The organism is [Actinomadura] parvosata subsp. kistnae (assembly GCF_900323885.1).
GTDB lineage: Bacteria > Actinomycetota > Actinomycetes > Streptosporangiales > Streptosporangiaceae > Nonomuraea > Nonomuraea composti.
Window position 1 is genome coordinate 184,545 of sequence record NZ_OOHJ01000030.1, and the last position, 17,368, is coordinate 201,912.

The window sequence follows — 17,368 nt, forward strand, 5'->3', positions numbered from 1 at the left end:
CGTGCCCGGCGCAGGGCCGGAGGGCGCCGGCACAGGGGACGAACGGCCCTGTCTGATGCCGGACGTGGATGGGTAACGTCACCGCCATGGCCGCTCTCGACCTGACCAGGCTGCGAGCCGTGATCTTCGACACCGACGGCGTCGTCACCGACACGGCCCGGGTGCACGCCGCCGCGTGGAAGCACGTGTTCGATCATTTCCTGCGCGGACGCTCCGCGCCGTTCGACGTCCGTGGCGACTATCTGCGCCACGTGGACGGCCGGCCGCGGCTCGACGGGGTCCGCACGTTCCTGGCCTCGCGCGGCATCACGCTGCCCGAGGGCGGTCCGGACGACGAGCCGGGCGCGGCGACCGTGCACGGCCTGGGCCGGGCCAAGGACGCGCTGTTCGTCCGGCAGGTCACCCGGGACGGAGTGGCGGCCTTCCCTTCCACGGTCGCGCTCCTGCACGAGCTGAGGCGGCGCGGCTGCCGGGCCGCGGCGGTCTCGGCCAGCAAGCACTGCCGCCTGGTCGTGGCCTCGGCGGGTCTCATGCACCTGTTCGACGTGGTGGTCGACGGTAACGACTCGGCGCGGCTCGGCCTGCCGGGCAAGCCCGATCCCGCGCTGTTCCTCGAGGCCGCCCGGCGTCTCGGCGTGGCCGCGGAGGAGGCGGCGGTCGTGGAGGACGCGCTGCCCGGGGTGGAGGCCGGGCGGCGGGGCGGCTTCGGGCTGGTGGTGGGGGTGGACCGGAGCGGCTCGCAGGCGGCCGGGCTGCGGCGCGCGGGCGCGGACGTCGTCGTGCCGGACCTGGCCGAGCTGGATGTGGCCGGCCGTGTCCCGGTGAGCCCGCGATGAACCCGTGGGTGCTGGCCTACGAGGGCTACGATCCCGCCTCGGAAGGGCTGCGGGAGGCGCTGTGCACGCTCGGCAACGGCCGATGGGCCACCCGCGGTGCCACCCCCGACGGGCTGGCCCGATCGCCCGGCACCTATCGGGCCGGCTGCTACGACCGGCTGGCCTCCGAGGTCGCGGGCCGTACGGTGGTCAACGAGGACCTGGTCAACCTGCCCGACTGGCTGCCGCTGAGCTTCGCCACGCCGGGCTCGGACTGGTTCAGGCCTGAGAACGCGGATCTGCTGGACTACCGGCAGGAACTCGACCTGCGGCATGGCGTGCTGCTGCGGACGCTGCGCTGGCACGACGACGAAGGCCGCGTCACCCGGGTACGGCAACGCCGCCTGGTGTCCATGGCCGATCCGGCCCTGGCCGCGCTGGAGACCACGTTCATCGCCGAGAACTGGTCCGGTACGCTCCGCGTCCGAAACCGTCTGGACGGACGGGTCACTAACCGCGGCGTCGCCCGCTACCGCGACCTGCGCGGCGACCACCTGACGTGCCACAGCACCGGCACCGAGAACGAGCTGACCTGGCTGACCACGACGACCCGCTCCTCCCGGATCACCGTCGCCCTCGCCGCACGCACGGACGCGGCCGTTCCCGGCTCGGTCTCCGAGGAGCCCGGCCGCGTCGGCACCGATCACCTGCTCGACCTCGTCGAGGGCGAGCCGGCGACGCTGACGAAGATCGTCGCCTTGGTGACGTCTCGCGATCCCGCCGTCCACGACCCGCTCTCGGCCGCCCTGCGCCGGGCCCGGCAGGCCCCCGGCTTCGGCGAACTGCTGGCCGCCCACGAGGCGGCATGGGAGCGGCTGTGGGAACGGGCCCGGCTGGACGTGGACGGGTGGGAGCTGGCGCAGATCGTCCACCTGCACGTCTTCCACCTGCTGCAGACGCTCAGCCCGCACACCGTCGACCTGGACGTCGGCGTGCCCGCGCGTGGCCTGCACGGGGAGGCGTACCGGGGGCACGTGTTCTGGGACGAGCTGTTCGTGCTGCCCTGGCTCAACCTGCGCTTCCCCGAGGTCTCGCTCGGCCTGCTGCGCTACCGCTGGCGCCGCCTGCCCGAGGCCAGGGCCGCGGCCCGGGCGGCCGGATTCGACGGCGCCATGTTCCCCTGGCAGAGCGGCAGCGACGGCCGCGAGGAGACCCAGACGTTCCACCTCAACCCCGCGTCGGGACGCTGGCTCCCGGACGTCTCCCACCTGCAGCGTCACGTCGGCCTGGCCATCGCCTACAACGTGTGGCAGCACCACCTGGCCACCGGCTCCATGGCCCCTTGGTGTGCGGAACTGCTGACCGAGATCGCCCGCTTCTTCGCCTCTCTCGCCGTGCTCGCCCCCGCCTCGGGCCGGTACGAGATCCACGGCGTCATGGGCCCTGACGAGTACCACACCGCCTACCCCGGCGCCGGCACTCCCGGCCTGGACAACAACGCCTACACCAACATCATGACCGTGTGGCTGCTGTCCCGCGCCCTGGAACTCGGCGTGGCCGATCCCACCGAGGCTGCCCGGTGGGAGGACATCACGCGGCGCATGCGCGTCGACTTCCATGACGGTGTCATCAGCCAGTTCACCGGTTATGCCGACCTCGCCGAGCTCGACTGGAGCCGCTACAAGGGCGTGCGCCGGCTGGACCGGGCGCTGGAGGCGGACGGCGACGACGTCAACCGTTACCAGGCGTCCAAGCAGGCCGACACGCTGATGGTGTTCTATCTGCTGACCGAGCAGGAGATCCAGGCGATCCTGGCCCGGCTCGGCTACCCGGCCGATCCCGGTCTGATCCCCCGGACGATCTCCTACTACCTGGACCGCACCAGCCACGGTTCCACGCTCAGCGCCGTCGTGCACGCCTGGGTGCTGGCCCGCTCCGACCGCGCCCGGTCCTGGCAGTTCTTCGCCGAAGCACTGATCAGCGACGTGTACGACGTCCAGGGCGGCACCACCGCCGAGGGCATCCACCTGGGCGCCATGGCCGGCACGCTGGACATGCTGCAGCGCTGCTACCTGGGCCTGGAACTCCGGCCGGACGGCCTGCGGCTCGACCCCCTCCTGCCGGAACGGCTCGGCTCGTTGTCACTGCCGGTCCTGTTTCGCGGGCGGCGGCTCGCCATCGAGGCCGACCACGAGCAGACACGCGTGGACGGCGTCACGCTGTCGCGCGGATCCAGCACCACCATCGCTCAACCGGCGGTGTGAGAACCTGGCCCCGGCGTCGGGCGGGATTCCCACCAGCTCCAGTTTCGCGATCTTGCCGTTGGCCGTCTTGGGGAGCGTGTCCCGGATCTCCACGTGGCGGGGGTATGTGCAGGCGGCCAGGCGGTCCTTGCAGTAGGCGATCAGCTCCGCCTCCGTGGCGCGCCTTGCGGGCTTGAGTGACACGTACGCCGTGACCTCTTCCCCCAGCCGCGCATCGTGGTCCGTCCAGATCCACCTGGCCGAAACGGGACGGGCGACGGCCTCACGCGTGCCGGCCGGCCTCGCCGGCAGCCTGGCCTCCATGCGCGTGAGGTGACATCGCCGAGTGCCGGATCGCCTGTCCTAGCCGTTCACGATGGCATCGAGCATGGGCATCGGCCCGTTGTGATGTGCGGCGCTGCGCCGGCTCAGCTTTCGGTACGTGCTTGCCTGCGTACCACGACCAGCGGGCACGGAGACTGGTGCAGCAGCGCCTGGCTGACCGAGCCGAGGATCATTCCGGCGAACGTGCCGTGCCCGTGCGAGCCCACCACCAGCAGGTCCGCTCCCGAGGCGGCTTCACGCAGCACCGCGACCGGGTGCCCGTGCACGACGTCCGCGACGACGGGCACGTCCGGGTGACGCTCGCGATGCCCGGCGAGTGCCTCCTTCAGGATGAGCGATTGGTCGCGTTCGGCCTCGGGACCGGCAGGGTCGAATCCGCCGGCGTGCGGCCAGGCCCAGGCCAGCACCGCGCGCAGGATCGCACCACGCAGCTCGGCTTCGGCGAAGGCGGACTCCAGCACCCGGTGCGCCTGCGGTGAGCCGTCCACGCCGGCCACGATCTCGCCGCGGGGCAACGACGGCAACTCGTGCACCACGGCCACGTCGCACGGCGCGTGCCCGGCCACGCCGAACGCCACCGACCCGACGAGCAGCCCGCGCACGCCACCGACGCCGTGGCTGCCGATCACCAGCAGCTCGGCGTCCTGCGCGGCCCTGGTCAGCGCGTACGCGGATCTCCGGCCGCGAGCACTGTCTCCACCTTGAGGCCCGGGCGCTCGCGGTGCGCCCTGTCCTCCGCGACGGCGAGCAGGTCCAGCCCTCCTCGCCGCATCCACCCGGCCACATCGGCGTAACGGCCGTCGGCGGTGTCGACGCACCAGCGCGGCAGCGCATGCATCACCGTCAGCGGCGTGCCACGCAGCACCGCTTCCCTGGCTGCCCAGGCGCACGCCTCCAGCCCGGCCCGTGAGCCGTCCACTCCAGCGATGATCATCGCGGTCGCCTCCTCTTCTCCCATCGCAACGCAGAGGTGCGGAAGTGGCCAGGGCCGAAGGTCCCGTCCTCGCTTTTTCGTCCCGAGCGGGCCAGGATCACCGAGTGATGTCCGCGGCGCGAGGTGCGCCGTCCTGCGATTCCGTTGATCAAGCTCGGGCCAGAGCCGCGGGACGAGATCGGCCTCGGCGTCTGCAAGGGCTGCGGCCTGTGCGTGGTGGAGTGCCGGCGAGCGCCGTCGAGACGGCCCAGGAGATCAGCCGGCGGGGCCTGCCACCGCGACGGGGCACGGCGCGTGCCGGAGGAGATGCTCGGGGTGCTTGCGTCCGACAACCATGAGTGTCGCCGGCGCATGGTCGGCGCTTCGCCGGAGCCGTGCTCCCGGGTGGCGTCTGCTGTATTCGGTGAGGTCCACCGTGGCCGCGAGCGGCAGCTGACGCAGCTCGGCCTCGCCGAACGCGAATTCCAGGACGGTCTCGTCCGGGTTCGTCTCGGCCACGACGATGGATCCTCGTGCTGTCGCGGCGGGCAGCGGTCCTGGTCCGCGTACGACGATCACGGGGCTTTGGGCGTGGGCGGCGACGTAGCCGGCCACGGAGCCCACGACCGCTCTCGGCAACGCGCTGAGCCCCCGGGAGCCGACCACGACGAGCGCGGCACCGCCGGAGAGCCCGACAAGGTGTTCGGCGGCAGGACCTTCGTACAGGTCGGTGTCGACCTGCACGCCGGAGCTGGTCTGCCGGGCGCAGTCGGCGCCGTGCCACAGCACGTGCTCGGCCGCCTTGCGCAGGTGGGCCTTGGTCTCCTCGTCCGCTTTGCCGTACGGCCATTGCCACGCGTGCGCGACGATCAGGGGCAGCTTTCTGAGCTCGGCCTCGTCGAGCGCCCAGTCCAGGGCCTGCATGGAGAAGTCCGAGCCGTCGTAGCCGAGCACGATGTGGTGCATGGCGTCGCCTCCTGACCTGTGGCGGGCGAGCGGGCCCGGGCCGATGCCGTGCCGCGCTTGCTGTCTTCAGACTCGCGCCGTGCGGGCCCGGCCGGCAGGGACCTTGGGCCCGCACGCCGGGGCCGTACGGCTCTGCCTGGCCGAGCGTCGCTCGGGCAGCCTCAGAGGTGGGGAGCACCTTTGAGGGACGGGAGACTCGCCATGGCCGAGGGATACGACGTCCTGCTGCGTGACGGCGGCATCGCTCATGTGCGCCCGCTGCGGCCCGGCGACCGCGCGGCGCTGCACGAGCTGGTGGACCGCTCGTCGGAGCGCTCGGCCTACCTGCGCTTCTTCACCGGCGGCCGGAACACGGCGCACGCGTACATGGACCGCGTCACGAGCGACAAGTACAGGGGCCACGCCTTGGTCGCCGTCATGCACGAGCGGCTGGTGGCGGTGGCCGAGTACATCCCCATGGACGACGATCGTGCCGACCTGGCGATTCTCATCGACGACGCGGTCCACGGCCACGGGCTCGGCACGCTGCTGCTGGAGCACGTCGCGCTGGACGCGGCCGGGCACGGCGTACGGGAACTGGTGGCCGAGGTGCTGGCCGAGAACCGGCCGATGATCCGGGTGCTGCACGATCTGGGCCTTCCGGTGGGGCAGCGCTTCGAAGACGGCACGCTGCACGTCGCCATCACCGCCGAGCCGACGGCCGGGCTGCGGGAGGGTATCGAGGCCCGCGACCATGAGGCGGAGCGGGCGTCGCTGGCGCGGGTGCTCGCACCGCGTTCGGTGGCGGTGATCGGGGCTTCGCGCGACGAGCGCGCGGTCGGGCACAAGGTGCTGCGCAACCTCCTCGACGGCGGCTTCGCCGGGCCGGTCCACCCCGTCAACCCGAACGCCACCGAGGTGGCCGGACTGACCTGCCGCCCTGGAGTGCCGGCCGGCGTCGATCTGGCCGTGGTAGCGGTCCCCGCCGCACACGTGCTCGAGGTCGCCCGGGACTGCGCCAAGGCCGGCGTGGCCGGGCTGGTGGTGCTCTCCTCCGGCTTCGCCGAGGCCGGGCAGCATGGTGCGGAGGCGGAGTTGCTGCAGGTCTGCCGCTCGGCCGGGATGCGCCTCATCGGCCCGAACTGCCTGGGGGTGGTCAACACCGCGGTCCGGCTGAACGCCAGTTTCCTGCCGCACCCGCCGGTCCGGGGCCGCATCGCGCTGATGTCGCAGTCGGGCGCGGTCGGCGCGGCGCTGCTGGACCGCCTGGAGGTCTCCGCGTTCGTCTCCGTCGGCAACAAGGCCGATGTCAGTGGCAACGACCTGCTCGAGTACTGGGAGGACGACGACGGCACCGATGTGATCGCGCTGTATCTGGAGTCGTTCGGGAATCCGCGCAAGTTCGCCCGAATCGCTCGCCGGGTGACCGCGCGCAAGCCGGTGCTGCTGGTCAAGAGCGGGCGCAGCGACGCCGGTGACCGTGCGGTGCGCTCGCACACCGCCGCCGCGGCCACTCCGGACGTCGCGGTGGACGCGCTGGTCCGCGCGGCCGGGGTGATCCGGCTCGACAGCGTCCACGATCTGATCGACACGGCCAGGCTGCTCGCGTCCCAGCCTCTTCCCCGAGGGCGGCGGGTCGCCATCGGGGGGAACTCGGGCGGGCCTGAGGCGATGGCCGCTGATGCCTGTGAGTGTCGCGGGCTGACGGTTCCCGAGCTGCCGCCCGGTCTGCCGGCGGCCCGGCCGGGCGCCGCGATGACCAACCCGGTCGATCTGACCGCCGACGCGAGCGCGGCTGAGATCGGCGCCGCGCTGAAGGCGCTCATCGCCTCGCCTCATGTGGACGTGATCCTGGCCGTTTACACGCCGCCGTTCGGATCGGGTCTCGAGGAAACCCGTCAGGCCATCGCCGAGGCCGCCATGGGGGCGGACAAGACGGTGCTGGCCTGCGTCGTCGGCCACGACGGCCTGATCGGCGGGCGTATCCCCGCCTATGCCTTCCCCGAGCAGGCCGTCGAGGCGCTCGCGCACGTCGTGGGCTACGCCGAAGGGCGCAGGCGCCCGGTTCCGCCCCTTGTTCTGCCTGCCGTGGATGACAGGACGGCACGGGAGATCGTGCGGGCCGAGCTGGCGGCACATCCCGACGGGAACTGGCTCTCCCCCGCGACCACCGCTCGGCTCCTGGGCTGCTACGGCGTGCCGCTCGTGGAGTCCATCCAGGTGGGCGGTCCCCGGGCCGCCGTACAGGCGGCCCGCAAGGTGGGGCTGCCCGTGGTGCTCAAGGCCGTCGGGCCGGTGCACAAGAGCGACGTCGGCGGGGTCCGGCTCGGCCTGCGTACCGAGGAAGAGGTGCGGCGGGCCTACCGGGAGATGTCGGGGCGCATCGGCGAGGACATGTCCGGCGCCATCGTCCAGCCCATGCTGGCGGGCGGCGTCGAGATCATCGCCGGCGGGGTCAACTATCCGGCGTTCGGGCCGCTGGTCATGGTCGGCATGGGCGGGGTGACGGCCGACCTGCTGGCCGACCGGGTCTTCCGTGTGCCGCCGATCGCCGATGCCGCCGCCATGATCGACGAGATGCGCTGTGCCCCGCTCCTGCACGGCTACCGTGGTTCGCCGCCCGCCGCCATCGACGCGCTGGCCGGCCTGCTCGTACGCATCGGCCGGTTGCTCGAAGACCTCCCCCAGGTGGCCGAGCTGGACCTCAATCCGGTCATGGTCACCCCCGGCGGTGCCACCACGGTGGATGCCCGCATCCGGGTCGTGCCCTGCGAACCTCGCCCCTCGCCACTGCTCCGCCGCCTGCGCTGAGCGGGCCGGGCTCGGGAGCGCGGGAAGGCTTTCGTCCCTGGCTGCGAACCCGCCGCTGGGATGAATGGTGTCCTGACCAGCCGCACCTGCCCTTGCTGTCCACCGCACGAGACAGTGACAGGAACCGTCCAGGAGGAGCTGATCAAGATGCGCACCACTCGCATAACCCTGCGCCCGCGACCGGCTCGACCTCAGCCGGACCAGGATCTGCGAACACCGTCCGGGCACGTCCTTGCCTATTGACCGCCGCCACGCGATGAGGAACCGGCAGGGACTCCCGACTCCATGAAGCGCGGCGCTCGCGGAGTGCGATGGAGGCGACAGGAAGGGAGGGATTTGCGACGCGCATGACCGTCGCGGATGCGATGATGACGAAGGTCGTCTCCGTCACCGCCACCGCCCGTTCAAGGACGTCGCCGAAGCGCTCATCGTCGGCGGTATCAGCGCCGCCCCGGTTACGGACGACGGCGACCACGTGCTCGGCACGGTGTCCGAGGCCGAGCTGATGACCAGCCCCGCCATCAGTGTCTCCGCCAAGACGGCCACTGTCCAGGCCGCTCGCCTGATGGAAGGCCCATGACGTCAAGCAGCTCGCGGTCGTCGACCGCGACGATCGAGGTCCGTCAGGGCATCGTGACGTTGTCCGGCCGCATGGAGTGCCGCACCGAGGCCGAGATCGCGGTGCGCATGACGCGCCGGATCAACGGCGTGGCGTACGTCGTGAACGAGCTGGCCTGGAGGCAGGACGACGCACCCGCGCTGGGCGGAGCCTGGATCGAGCGCATGCCGGTTCAGCCGGCGAGGGAGAACGCCTGTACTGCACGTAACATCCGTCCGGCCTCTTCCAGGTCGCGGTGGGCCTCCAGGACGCGACCGGCTGCTGTGGCGAAGCGGATGAGGTACTCCTCGGCGTGCTCATCGAGGTCCGAGCCTGCCACCCAAATGGCGGCATGGCTGCGCGTGTTCAGCGGGACGGGCACGCTCAGCAGGCGGAATCGACCCATGTCGACATGGATGGGTTCGGACTGCCCGGCCAACGCGAGGAGCACGTTGCCGGAACCCAGCCATCGCCGGACCCGCAGCGGATCTCCGGGCGGCATCGTCATCTGGATCAGCTGGGCGAACTGGGGTGGTGCTCCCGCCTCGACCAGACCGGCGTAGCCGGTGCCGCAGATCTCCGCCGCGACGGTGACGATCTGCTCGAACAGCCGCCGAGAATGACAGGCGGAGATGGCGTCGATCAGTTGCCGTAGCCCCTCTGTGGAGGGCTGCGGGCGCATCACTGGACCGGACCTGCTCATGGCTCGCCCCCTACTTCCGACTTCATGGTCCGGCCGCTCTCCGGCAGCGGAAAGGGTCTTTGGCCCTCACTCCCCGCGATAGGCCTCAGGACGTTCCCGGACGATCCGACCCGAGTACGGGCCCTGCGATCGGGATCGTCGGGACTTTCGGCCCTGTGTCCGTCGAACCTCGCAAGGTGTGATGGGGGTAACGAGGCAGGGGACGACGATGAAGATCACCGTTCAGGACCTGATGACCACCGACGTCGCAGCCGTCCATCGCGAAGCTTCCTTCCACGCCGTGGCCGAGCTTCTCATGAGCGCGGGCGTTGCCGGTGTGCCCGTCGTCGACGACGACGACCATGTCCTGGGCGTCGTCTCCGAAGCCGATCTCCTCACCAAGGCGGAGTTCAAGCAGCGGTACTACGGCGACGCCTACCGGCCTCCGCTCCGTGCGCGCATCCGCCACGTCGCCGGCGTCGGCCGCCACGAACCCGCCGGTGAAACGGCCGGGGATCTCATGACCGCGCCTGCCCGCACCATCGCCCCCATGGCGTCCATCGTGACCGCCGCCCGGCAGATGGATCGTCATGGCGTCAAACGCCTGCCCGTCATCGACGCCGACGGCCGCCTCATCGGTATCATCAGCCGCCACGACCTCGTCAAGGTCTTCCTCCGCAGCGACGACGACCTCCTGAGACAGGTCAAGAACGCCATCCGCGCCGACGCCCTCGGGCTGAGTGTCACCGTCGCCGAGGGCCTCGTCACCATCTCCGGCGCCTTTCCCGAGCCCAGCCAGCCCGACACCGCCCTGCGACTGGCGCAGGGAGTGGACGGCGTCGTGGCCGTGCGTCACTCTCTCACCTGAGGTGTCCGGACTCCTGCGGCCGGGCCGTCCGGGCATGCCCTGCCCGGCTCCCGGGCGACCGCGATGACGACGGCGACCGCGGCCATGATGACCCGCGCCGCCACGGTGGCCAGTGACCACCAGGCGATCCACGACGTGGCGCAGTGCGCCTGGAGCAGGGCGGGCCAGTGCCGGATGGCCCACACCACGCCCGCGATGAGCGCTGCTCCCAGCGGGATCGACGGCGTAGGAGGACCAGCCGAACTCCTCGTACAAGGCGCGCACGAAGGACACGGCCGCCGCGCCGGTGCTCGAGGATCATCGCGGCGGTGACCGGACAGGCCGCCGCGAGCGCGGCCAGTGGCAGGCCGGGCAGGATCTGGGTCCCGACGTCCCGTTCCGAGGGCCTGGAACGGGACGGTGAGCAGGAGGACCAGAGCGAAGAACGCCACGCTACGCACGGCTCACGACTCCGCCGGGGCGGCAGGACGGGCGAGCCGGCGGTGTGCCGGGCTCGCGTGGGCCGGCGCGGGCGGGTCCTCCAGGCATCTGAGTGGCGGCACATGCGGTGCTGCGCGGCTCCACCAGCTCCAGGTCGCAGCCGACCGCGGCGGGCTCCAGGCCGAGCAGGTTCACCGCCCATCCGGCACCGTCGGTGAGGGAGATGCCGACCGACAGTGGCCGGCCCGCCAGGTACGCCTCCCTCGCCGACAACCATCCGTTCCAGCGAGGGACGTGCTCTTCGCCTCGCGCCAGCCACCTCATGACGCCGCCATCCCTCGTTCCAGCGCGCCGATCATGACACGTCCGTACGACGAGGAGGTGGCCGTTGTCGGCACATGTCTCTCCCGCGAACGGACCGGCTGTAGGAACCTGGAGAGGTCGTACGTTTCGGCGCCCCGATACCGGTGAGAGGCATGTCGGCCCAACCACGGACAAGACTTCGCCGCGGCAGGATCACGTTGCTCATGATGCTGCTCTATGCCGTGGGCGGGACCGCCGTGGTGACGGTTGGCTTGCTGCTTGCGGGGCTGAGCATGGACACGTCGCTCGCCTTCGCGGGCCTGGCGTTCGGAGCCATCACCCTTGTCGTCGCCGAGCTGCGACAGCGCGAGTTGCCTCGCAAGAAGGTGGTTTACATCGGGATGGAGGACAGTCTCTTCGGGACCAACATCGTCGACGGCCTGCGTGCGGAACTGAGTGGGTCTTTCCCACACACGCTGACGATCTTGCTGCCCTCGCGGGAGAAGCGAGACCTGGTGCGCTGGCAGCGTGAGTGTCTCGGCCTCACCGATGTCCGTTCCGCGGATGCTTTGATCATCCTGCCGTGCCGTGATGACGGGGCTATCTGGGAAGGCCTCGTCGCTCTCGCCCAGAGGGGCGTGGCCATCATCGTGATCGACGTGGAGCCGCCGCAGGACTTCTTCGCCGACCGGCACGTGCCCGTCCCCATCTTCGTGGCCTCCGATTTTCCGGCAGGCGGACGGGCGGCTGGACGAGTCATCGCGGAGAGGCTGGCGCATCGCCCATCAGCGCGCGCGTTCGTCTGTATGGGCCCCGACTGGTCGAAACCGGGCTCGACCCGGACCAGCTGGTTGTTGTACGAACTGGCGCGCCAGGGCTGCCTCACCCGTACCACCGTCTTCGAGCTGACGTCCTGGGATCCGGAAAAGGTGGTGCCAACGGTGGTGGAGCGGCTGCGGCAGCTGCGATCGGAGCAGCTCATCGTCTTCGCGGGGACGGACTGGCTGCTGTCCGAGCTGAGCCAGAAAGTGCTCGCGACCGACGGTATCCGGGACGCGGTCGAGCTGATCGGCTACGACGGCATCCTGCGCAATGACGGGCGTCTCCTCGCCTCGGCCACCGCATTGGCGATCGCCACCATCGACACGCGTCCGGCAGCACAGGGACGTACCGCGGGGCAGGTCGTCCGCGAGCTGTACGAGAACCGCACCTCAGCCACCAGGTTTCTCGTGGAGCCGGTCGCCGTCACGGCTCCGACCTGGCGGTGAGGCACTCGCTACGGCAACGGGTCCGGTCTCACCTGGGCGGGTCGGCCAACGACCGTCCCGCCTGGGGACTTCCGGCCCTGCTCCCAGATGGCGTGCGGGAGGTGCGATGAGGGCGACCACGGAGGAGGTCAGCATGCGTAGGACCGTCGCGAACGTGATGACGACCAAGGTCGTCTCCGTCACCGCCGCCACCCCGTTCAAGGACATCGCCGAGGCGCTCATCACCGGCGGCATCAGCGCCGTCCCGGTGCTGGACGACGACCAGCATGTGATCGGCATGGTCTCGGAGGCCGACCTGCTGCGCAAGGAGGAGTTCAGAGAGCTGTAGTGGATGGTGACGGCCGTCTGCAGGGCATCGTCAGCCGCCGCGATCTGGTCAAGCTGTTCCTCCGGTGCGATGAGGAGATCGCCGCCGAGATACGCGATGACATTCTCGACCGCGCACTGTGGGTGAACACCGACGGCGTGCAGATGAGCGTGGAGCACGGCGTCGTGACGCTGTCCGGCTGGATGGAGCGCCGCACCGAAGCCGCCATCGCCGTCCGCATGACCGGACCTGCTGCGCGGGAGTTCGAGCCAGACCCCCGCGCCACAGCCTGTCCCCGTATCAACGTCCCATGAGCCGCCGTCCCGGCGAGTCATGGAGCTCATGACCCACGAGGCGGTCACCGTCACGGAGACCACCGACGTCTCCGTCGCCATCGACCTCATGGTGGGCAAGAGGATCAGGAGCCTGCCCGCGGTCAGCGCGAGCGGATCGTCGGCATGGTCAGCCGCGGCGACCTGATGGCAATGCTGGCCCGCATCGACGAGGACCTGTGCAAGGCCGTCATCGACGCGCTGCGGACGCACCATCCCTTCGGCCCGAGCTGGGATGTCACCGTCCGCGACGGTATCGCCGAGTTGAGCGGGCCGCCGCACGAGCACGCCAACAAGATCGCGGATGTGCTCGCCCGTACCGTGCCCGGCATCGTCCGGGTCAAGCACCTCAGGAGAGCACCATGCCCAGCATCGTCGCAGACGTCATGACCACCGACGTCACCGCCGTCAACCAGAACGCCTCCTTCCACATCGTCGCCGAGCTGCTCATTGACAAGGGCGTCAGCGGCGTACCGGTCCTGGACGACGACAATCACGTCGTCGGCGTCGTCTCCGAAGCCGATCTGCTGGCCAAGGAGGAGTTCAAGGAGCACTACTACGGCGACGACTACCGTCCCCCGCTGCGCGCCCGCGTCCGTCGCACCGCCGGCAGCGGCTACCGCAAGTTTCCTCGGCGAGAGCGCCGGCGCGCTGATGACCTCCCCGGCCCGCGTCATCGACCCGGACGCGCCCGTCGTGACCGCCGCCCGGCTCATGGACCGCCAGCGTCGTCAGCGTCTACCACGAGCTCGGCTAGAAGCACGACGACATCGCCGACCTGTCCATGTGGGGCGGAGCATCGGTGGGTGAAGGCATGAGGATTACCGTGCTCGGCGCCGGTTCTTGGGGTACCACCTTCACTCTGACCTCGACGCTCGGCGACCGACGACCTCGAGGCCGCCGCGGCCAGGGCTCGGAGTCTGATCATCGGTGTGCCCTCGCACGCCTTCCGCCGCGTGCTCGAACGCGCGCGGGGGCACGCCTCGCCCTGGATCCCGGTCGCCGGCCTGGCCAAGGGTTGGAGGAAGCAACCGACCCGCGCATGACCCACATCATCGAGCAGGGGCTGCCCGGCCAGCCGGCGGCGGCGCTGACCGGGCCCAACCTGCCAGGGAGATCCTCGCGGGCAAGGCCGCGGCCACGGTCATCGCGACCGGGAACGAAACCGTCGCCACCATGCTGCAGGAGATCCTGCAGCGCGGCTACCCCCAACGGCGACGTGACCGGCTGCGAGCTCGGCGACGCGCTCGCCGACATGATCATGACGGCGGAGGGCGTGCGCACCACCTCGGTGGCGGTGGGGCTGGGCGATCGGCACGGATTGGAGCTGCTGATCTGCCGTACCGTTCATCGGGTGCGAATCGGCGAGATCACCGCGCGTGACGCCTACGCGGGTCTGCGCCACTCCCCCGCGGGCACGAAGTCCGGCCCCTGGAGAAGGCGGTCCTGCCCGCCGGGGAGTGCCAGACGGGTGAGGGCTGTCATGGCCTCGCGGGCGCCGGCGGCGAAGGACGGCAGACACGCCAGCTCGGGTGCGGCGTTGACGGTCATGACCAGCGTGCCTGCGTAGGACAGCACGGCTACGGCCAGCGGCACTCCGGCCGTGATGGGCGCGATCGGGTACACGGCGGCCAGGCGTGAGCCGTCGAGCCACAGCGGCGTGGTCGGGCCCGGCACGTTGGTCACGTACAGGTTGAACCGCTCTGAGCCGTGACGGCGTATCCAGCTCATCATGAGGCGCATCACGAGCATCGGTGGCCGCCACGAGGGGGCGGTGGCCCGGTCGGCCTTGGCCGCGCGTGTCTGAGCGGTGACCCGGGCCAGCGCCCGCCTCGGGTCGGGCTCGTCCAGCGGCAGCGAGATCATCATGGGGGCGCTGCCGCCCGCGTTGCGCAAGCCGGGCGCGGCGGCCACGGGCACCGACACCCGCAACGCGTAGCCGGTGACCGGCTCACCTGAGGCGGTCAGCAGCCGGCGTACCCCGAACGTGGTGAGGGTCAGGGCGACGTCGTTGACCGTCGCGTCGAACGCGTGTCCGGCTCGTTCGACCTCGACGAGCGGCCAGGCCGCGGTCGCGAGGTGGCGGCGGCCGTCGCGGACGACCGGGAACGGCAGGCTCGGCACCCGCGGGCCGATGGTCTTGTACGTTGTCGCAAGGCCGGCGCGCAGCGCGCGGAGTTTCGCGAGAAGGTTCGGAATTTCCCTGAGTGCCTGCCACAGGGCGGCCGCCTTCGCCACCGCCGCGTCCCTCACCAGGTGTCCCGTCGATGGAGGCGGAGCCGCGCGCCACCGCACGCTCTCCTCCGCCGGTTCCTGGGAGGTGGCGCTCAGCAGCACGTCGGCCAGAGCCACGGCGGTCTTACCGTCGGCCAGCGTGTGGTGCAGGGCCAGCACCAGGCCGATGCCCTTGTCCAGGCCGGTGACGCAGAGCAGCCGCCACGGGGCCCGGTGGAGGTCGAGCGGCTCGGCGATCCGGGTCGCCGCCCAGTCGAGAAAGTCCGCGCCGCGCGGCAGAGCGACCAGTTCGATGTGCTGGGCGAGATCGAACCGCTGGTCGTCAACCCACAGGGGCGGGCCCTGCCAGAACCGGGTGAGCTGGACGCGGCGGCGCAGCATCGGCCCGCGGTGCAGGCGAGCGCTCACCAGTGCACGCAATCGCTCGATGTCCACCGGGCCGCGTCGTTCCACGACGCCGGCCATGCCGATGTTCATGTTCATCGGGGAACCGGGCTCCTGGGCCCAGATCATCATCATGTCCCCGGCGCTCAGACGCTCGATCATGATGCATCGCTCCTTCGCGAGGCTTTCCTCCGAGCATCACCGAGGGCCGCCGCGCCAGGCAGTGTCTTTGGTCCCTCGACGCGGGGCCCTTCGCCGCTGTCCCTGGCCGCGCGAGGGAAGAACGATGAAAGCGTCCCGGCCTACAGGTGAACCGATCATGATCGGTGGCACGCGTGATCACCGAAAGGCCCGCCCTCAATGCGGAACTGCTGACCAGCAGGCACGGCGCAGACGAGCTGCTCGCCGGTCAGGACGACACGATCACCGCAAGGTCCACCGCACATCCAGCCGTGGAGGGGTGCCGTGAGCGACGAACACCTGCCCCGTATCATCCAGGGCGGCATGGGGGTGGCCGTCTCCGACTGGCGACTGGCCCGGGCCGTCTCCCGGCTGGGCCAGCTCGGCGTGGTCTCGGGCACGGCCATCGACCTGGTGTGCGCGCGCCGGCTGCAGCTCGGTGACCCGGGCGGCCACGTGCGCCGCGCACTGGCGCGCTTCCCCATCCCGGAGATGGCGCGGCAAGTCATCCGCACTTTCTACATTCCCGGCGGCAAACCGCCAGGGATCCCGTTCCGGCCGGTGCCGCGGTACTCGCTGCGGCCGGGCCGCGCGCTGGTGGCGCTGACCGTCGTGGCCAACTTCGCCGAGGTGTACCTGGCCAAGGAGGGACATGACGGGCGGGTAGGCGTGAACTACCTGCGCAAGATCGAGCTGCCGATCCCGTTCGCCTGCTACGGCGCCCTGCTGGCCGGGGCCGACCACATCCTGATGGGCGCGGGCAACCCGGCCGAGCTGCCCGCGCTGCTCGACCGGCTGGCCGGCCATCGTCCGGTGGCGCTGCCCGTACGGGTGCAGGGAGCGGCCTCCGCCGACGGCGACGCCTTCGTGGAGTTCGACCCGGCGGACCTGTGGCAGGCGCCGCCGCCGATGCTGCGGCGGCCTCGGTTCGAGGCGATCGTGGCCTCGGTCGACCTGGCCGCCGCGCTGGCCGCCGACCCCGTGACCCGGCCCGACGGTTTCGTGGTGGAGGGGCCGCCGGCGGGCGGGCACAACGCGCCGCCGCGCGGCCCGCGCCGCCTGGACCCTGCCGGACAGCCGATCTACGGCGAGCGTGATGTGGTCGTCCCGGAGGAGATGGCGGCGGTCGGCCTGCCGTTCTGGATGGCCGGCGGGTACGGCAGCCCGGACGGGCTGGCCGCGGCGCTGGCCGGGGGCGCCACCGGGATCCAGGTCGGCACCGCGTTCGCGTTCTGCGCCGAGTCCGGCATGGCACCGCTGCTGAAGAAGGCCGTGCTGGCACGCGTGGCGCGCGGGGACGCCCGCGTGCGCACCGACCCGCGGGTCTCACCGACCGGATTCCCGTTCAAGGTCGTCGACCTGGAGGGCACCGTGGCCCGCGAGGACGTCTACGCCGACCGGCCCCGCCTGTGCGACCTGGGCGTACTGCGATCGCCGTACCGCAAACCGGACGGCTCGATCGGCTACCGCTGCCCGGCCGAACCGGTCGAGGTCTACCAGCAGCGGCGCGGCGGACGCGTCCAGAACACCGAAGGCCGCCGCTGCCTGTGCAACGCCCTGCTGGCCACCGCCGGCTACGCCCAGGAGCGCCCCGGCGGCTACGCCGAGCCAGCCATTGTGACCTGCGGCACCGACCTGACCGCCATCCGCCACCTGGCCACGACCCACCCCGGCTACACCGCCGCCGACGTCCTGGCCTACCTGCTGCAATGACGAGCA

The 17,368-nt window shown here is 71.1% G+C and carries 19 protein-coding genes and 2 pseudogenes; 13 read left to right on the plus strand and 8 right to left on the minus strand.

The annotated features are described in order from the left end of the window. Positions 1 to 86 precede the first annotated feature (86 nt). Together KIS93_RS56640 and KIS93_RS56645 are read left to right on the plus strand one after the other, a co-directional pair. Positions 87 to 836, plus strand: coding sequence for an HAD family hydrolase (locus KIS93_RS56640; protein ID WP_080046801.1), 750 nt, complete (start codon positions 87 to 89; stop codon positions 834 to 836). Beyond that, complete coding sequence (locus tag KIS93_RS56645; protein ID WP_080039370.1) at positions 833 to 3,079, plus strand: glycoside hydrolase family 65 protein; 2,247 nt, start codon at positions 833 to 835, stop codon at positions 3,077 to 3,079. The genes KIS93_RS56640 and KIS93_RS56645 overlap by 4 nt, the downstream gene beginning before the upstream one ends. Before the next feature lie 111 nt (positions 3,080 to 3,190). On the opposite strand, the pseudogene KIS93_RS66815 reads toward KIS93_RS56645, so the two are convergent. From KIS93_RS66815 to KIS93_RS56655, 4 genes and pseudogenes are all read right to left on the minus strand, one after another. Further along, positions 3,191 to 3,382: pseudogene (locus KIS93_RS66815) on the minus strand (hypothetical protein); the annotation flags it as partial. Between the two features lie 104 nt (positions 3,383 to 3,486). Next, complete coding sequence (locus KIS93_RS66820) at positions 3,487 to 4,032, minus strand: universal stress protein (RefSeq protein WP_268966967.1); 546 nt, start codon at positions 4,030 to 4,032, stop codon at positions 3,487 to 3,489. Positions 4,033 to 4,061: 29 nt separating this feature from the next. Beyond that, positions 4,062 to 4,337 carry a universal stress protein gene (locus KIS93_RS66825; RefSeq protein ID WP_268966968.1) on the minus strand — a complete coding sequence of 92 codons (276 nt, stop codon included), beginning with the start codon at positions 4,335 to 4,337 and terminating at the stop codon, positions 4,062 to 4,064. 255 nt (positions 4,338 to 4,592) lie between these two features. Further along, the gene (locus tag KIS93_RS56655; protein ID WP_080039371.1) at positions 4,593 to 5,282 is read right to left on the minus strand and encodes a universal stress protein; all 690 of its coding nucleotides are present in this window, start codon (positions 5,280 to 5,282) and stop codon (positions 4,593 to 4,595) included. 201 nt (positions 5,283 to 5,483) lie between these two features. Here KIS93_RS56655 and KIS93_RS56660 point away from each other — a divergent pair, with 201 nt between their 5' ends. Continuing rightward, on the plus strand, positions 5,484 to 8,072 hold the full coding sequence (locus KIS93_RS56660; RefSeq protein WP_186405047.1) for a bifunctional acetate--CoA ligase family protein/GNAT family N-acetyltransferase: 2,589 nt from the start codon (positions 5,484 to 5,486) through the stop codon (positions 8,070 to 8,072). A 439-nt stretch (positions 8,073 to 8,511) separates the two neighbouring features. Next, the gene (locus KIS93_RS68625) at positions 8,512 to 8,652 is read left to right on the plus strand and encodes a CBS domain-containing protein (protein ID WP_329607769.1); all 141 of its coding nucleotides are present in this window, start codon (positions 8,512 to 8,514) and stop codon (positions 8,650 to 8,652) included. Between the two features lie 211 nt (positions 8,653 to 8,863). Here the strand turns inward: KIS93_RS68625 and KIS93_RS66835 are convergent, their stop codons facing one another. Then, positions 8,864 to 9,373 carry a hypothetical protein gene (locus tag KIS93_RS66835; RefSeq protein ID WP_230466646.1) on the minus strand — a complete coding sequence of 170 codons (510 nt, stop codon included), beginning with the start codon at positions 9,371 to 9,373 and terminating at the stop codon, positions 8,864 to 8,866. 232 nt (positions 9,374 to 9,605) lie between these two features. Between KIS93_RS66835 and KIS93_RS56670 the strand changes: the two genes are divergently transcribed. Continuing rightward, on the plus strand, positions 9,606 to 10,220 hold the full coding sequence (locus KIS93_RS56670; RefSeq protein WP_246005526.1) for a CBS domain-containing protein: 615 nt from the start codon (positions 9,606 to 9,608) through the stop codon (positions 10,218 to 10,220). On the opposite strand, the gene KIS93_RS56675 is transcribed toward KIS93_RS56670, so the two are convergent. Both KIS93_RS56675 and KIS93_RS56680 read right to left on the minus strand, forming a co-directional pair. Next, positions 10,205 to 10,408 (minus strand): hypothetical protein, encoded by a 204-nt coding sequence (locus KIS93_RS56675; RefSeq protein WP_080039373.1) that lies wholly within the window; start codon positions 10,406 to 10,408, stop codon positions 10,205 to 10,207. The two genes, KIS93_RS56670 and KIS93_RS56675, sit on opposite strands and share 16 nt — an antisense overlap. Before the next feature lie 244 nt (positions 10,409 to 10,652). Beyond that, on the minus strand, positions 10,653 to 10,964 hold the full coding sequence (locus KIS93_RS56680; protein WP_186405048.1) for a hypothetical protein: 312 nt from the start codon (positions 10,962 to 10,964) through the stop codon (positions 10,653 to 10,655). Between the two features lie 203 nt (positions 10,965 to 11,167). On the opposite strand from KIS93_RS56680, the gene KIS93_RS56685 reads away from it, so the two are divergent. The 7 genes and pseudogenes from KIS93_RS56685 to KIS93_RS69415 form a co-directional block, all read left to right on the plus strand. Beyond that, positions 11,168 to 12,211, plus strand: coding sequence for a type 1 periplasmic-binding domain-containing protein (locus KIS93_RS56685; RefSeq protein WP_080039374.1), 1,044 nt, complete (start codon positions 11,168 to 11,170; stop codon positions 12,209 to 12,211). Positions 12,212 to 12,344: 133 nt separating this feature from the next. Next, complete coding sequence (locus KIS93_RS66840; protein WP_230466238.1) at positions 12,345 to 12,539, plus strand: CBS domain-containing protein; 195 nt, start codon at positions 12,345 to 12,347, stop codon at positions 12,537 to 12,539. Beyond that, positions 12,539 to 12,832 carry a BON domain-containing protein gene (locus tag KIS93_RS66845; RefSeq protein ID WP_230466239.1) on the plus strand — a complete coding sequence of 98 codons (294 nt, stop codon included), beginning with the start codon at positions 12,539 to 12,541 and terminating at the stop codon, positions 12,830 to 12,832. The genes KIS93_RS66840 and KIS93_RS66845 overlap by 1 nt, the downstream gene beginning before the upstream one ends. A gap of 28 nt (positions 12,833 to 12,860) precedes the next feature. Next, complete coding sequence (locus KIS93_RS56695) at positions 12,861 to 12,998, plus strand: CBS domain-containing protein (RefSeq protein WP_186405049.1); 138 nt, start codon at positions 12,861 to 12,863, stop codon at positions 12,996 to 12,998. After that, the gene (locus tag KIS93_RS56700) at positions 12,977 to 13,240 is read left to right on the plus strand and encodes a BON domain-containing protein (RefSeq protein ID WP_080039376.1); all 264 of its coding nucleotides are present in this window, start codon (positions 12,977 to 12,979) and stop codon (positions 13,238 to 13,240) included. Before KIS93_RS56695 ends, KIS93_RS56700 begins: the two co-directional genes overlap by 22 nt. Beyond that, positions 13,213 to 13,668, plus strand: a complete 456-nt coding sequence (locus KIS93_RS56705; RefSeq protein ID WP_080039377.1) for a CBS domain-containing protein — start codon at positions 13,213 to 13,215, stop codon at positions 13,666 to 13,668. Before KIS93_RS56700 ends, KIS93_RS56705 begins: the two co-directional genes overlap by 28 nt. A 72-nt stretch (positions 13,669 to 13,740) precedes the next feature. Next, positions 13,741 to 13,896 (plus strand): annotated as a pseudogene (locus tag KIS93_RS69415) (hypothetical protein); the annotation flags it as partial. Positions 13,897 to 14,236: 340 nt separating this feature from the next. On the opposite strand, the gene KIS93_RS56710 reads toward KIS93_RS69415, so the two are convergent. After that, entirely contained in the window at positions 14,237 to 15,631 is a 1,395-nt protein-coding gene (locus tag KIS93_RS56710) for a wax ester/triacylglycerol synthase domain-containing protein (RefSeq protein ID WP_080039378.1), read from the minus strand. A gap of 303 nt (positions 15,632 to 15,934) precedes the next feature. Here KIS93_RS56710 and KIS93_RS56715 point away from each other — a divergent pair, with 303 nt between their 5' ends. Next, positions 15,935 to 17,362 (plus strand): nitronate monooxygenase, encoded by a 1,428-nt coding sequence (locus KIS93_RS56715; RefSeq protein WP_230466240.1) that lies wholly within the window; start codon positions 15,935 to 15,937, stop codon positions 17,360 to 17,362. Positions 17,363 to 17,368 lie beyond the last annotated feature (6 nt).

What these genes read in the sequence shown, in the direction of transcription:
- KIS93_RS56640 (WP_080046801.1), top strand. Translation starts at nt 87, where the DNA reads ATGGCCGCTCTCGACCTGACCAGGCTGCGAGCCGTGATCTTCGACACC.
- KIS93_RS56680 (WP_186405048.1), bottom strand. Translation starts at nt 10,964, where the DNA reads ATGAGGTGGCTGGCGCGAGGCGAAGAGCACGTCCCTCGCTGGAACGGA.
- KIS93_RS56660 (WP_186405047.1), top strand. Translation starts at nt 5,484, where the DNA reads ATGGCCGAGGGATACGACGTCCTGCTGCGTGACGGCGGCATCGCTCAT.
- KIS93_RS56700 (WP_080039376.1), top strand. Translation starts at nt 12,977, where the DNA reads ATGGTCAGCCGCGGCGACCTGATGGCAATGCTGGCCCGCATCGACGAG.
- KIS93_RS56705 (WP_080039377.1), top strand. Translation starts at nt 13,213, where the DNA reads ATGCCCAGCATCGTCGCAGACGTCATGACCACCGACGTCACCGCCGTC.
- KIS93_RS56685 (WP_080039374.1), top strand. Translation starts at nt 11,168, where the DNA reads ATGATGCTGCTCTATGCCGTGGGCGGGACCGCCGTGGTGACGGTTGGC.
- KIS93_RS56645 (WP_080039370.1), top strand. Translation starts at nt 833, where the DNA reads ATGAACCCGTGGGTGCTGGCCTACGAGGGCTACGATCCCGCCTCGGAA.
- KIS93_RS66840 (WP_230466238.1), top strand. Translation starts at nt 12,345, where the DNA reads ATGCGTAGGACCGTCGCGAACGTGATGACGACCAAGGTCGTCTCCGTC.
- KIS93_RS56710 (WP_080039378.1), bottom strand. Translation starts at nt 15,631, where the DNA reads ATGATCGAGCGTCTGAGCGCCGGGGACATGATGATGATCTGGGCCCAG.
- KIS93_RS66835 (WP_230466646.1), bottom strand. Translation starts at nt 9,373, where the DNA reads ATGAGCAGGTCCGGTCCAGTGATGCGCCCGCAGCCCTCCACAGAGGGG.
- KIS93_RS66825 (WP_268966968.1), bottom strand. Translation starts at nt 4,337, where the DNA reads ATGATCATCGCTGGAGTGGACGGCTCACGGGCCGGGCTGGAGGCGTGC.
- KIS93_RS56695 (WP_186405049.1), top strand. Translation starts at nt 12,861, where the DNA reads ATGACCCACGAGGCGGTCACCGTCACGGAGACCACCGACGTCTCCGTC.
- KIS93_RS56655 (WP_080039371.1), bottom strand. Translation starts at nt 5,282, where the DNA reads ATGCACCACATCGTGCTCGGCTACGACGGCTCGGACTTCTCCATGCAG.
- KIS93_RS56670 (WP_246005526.1), top strand. Translation starts at nt 9,606, where the DNA reads ATGACCACCGACGTCGCAGCCGTCCATCGCGAAGCTTCCTTCCACGCC.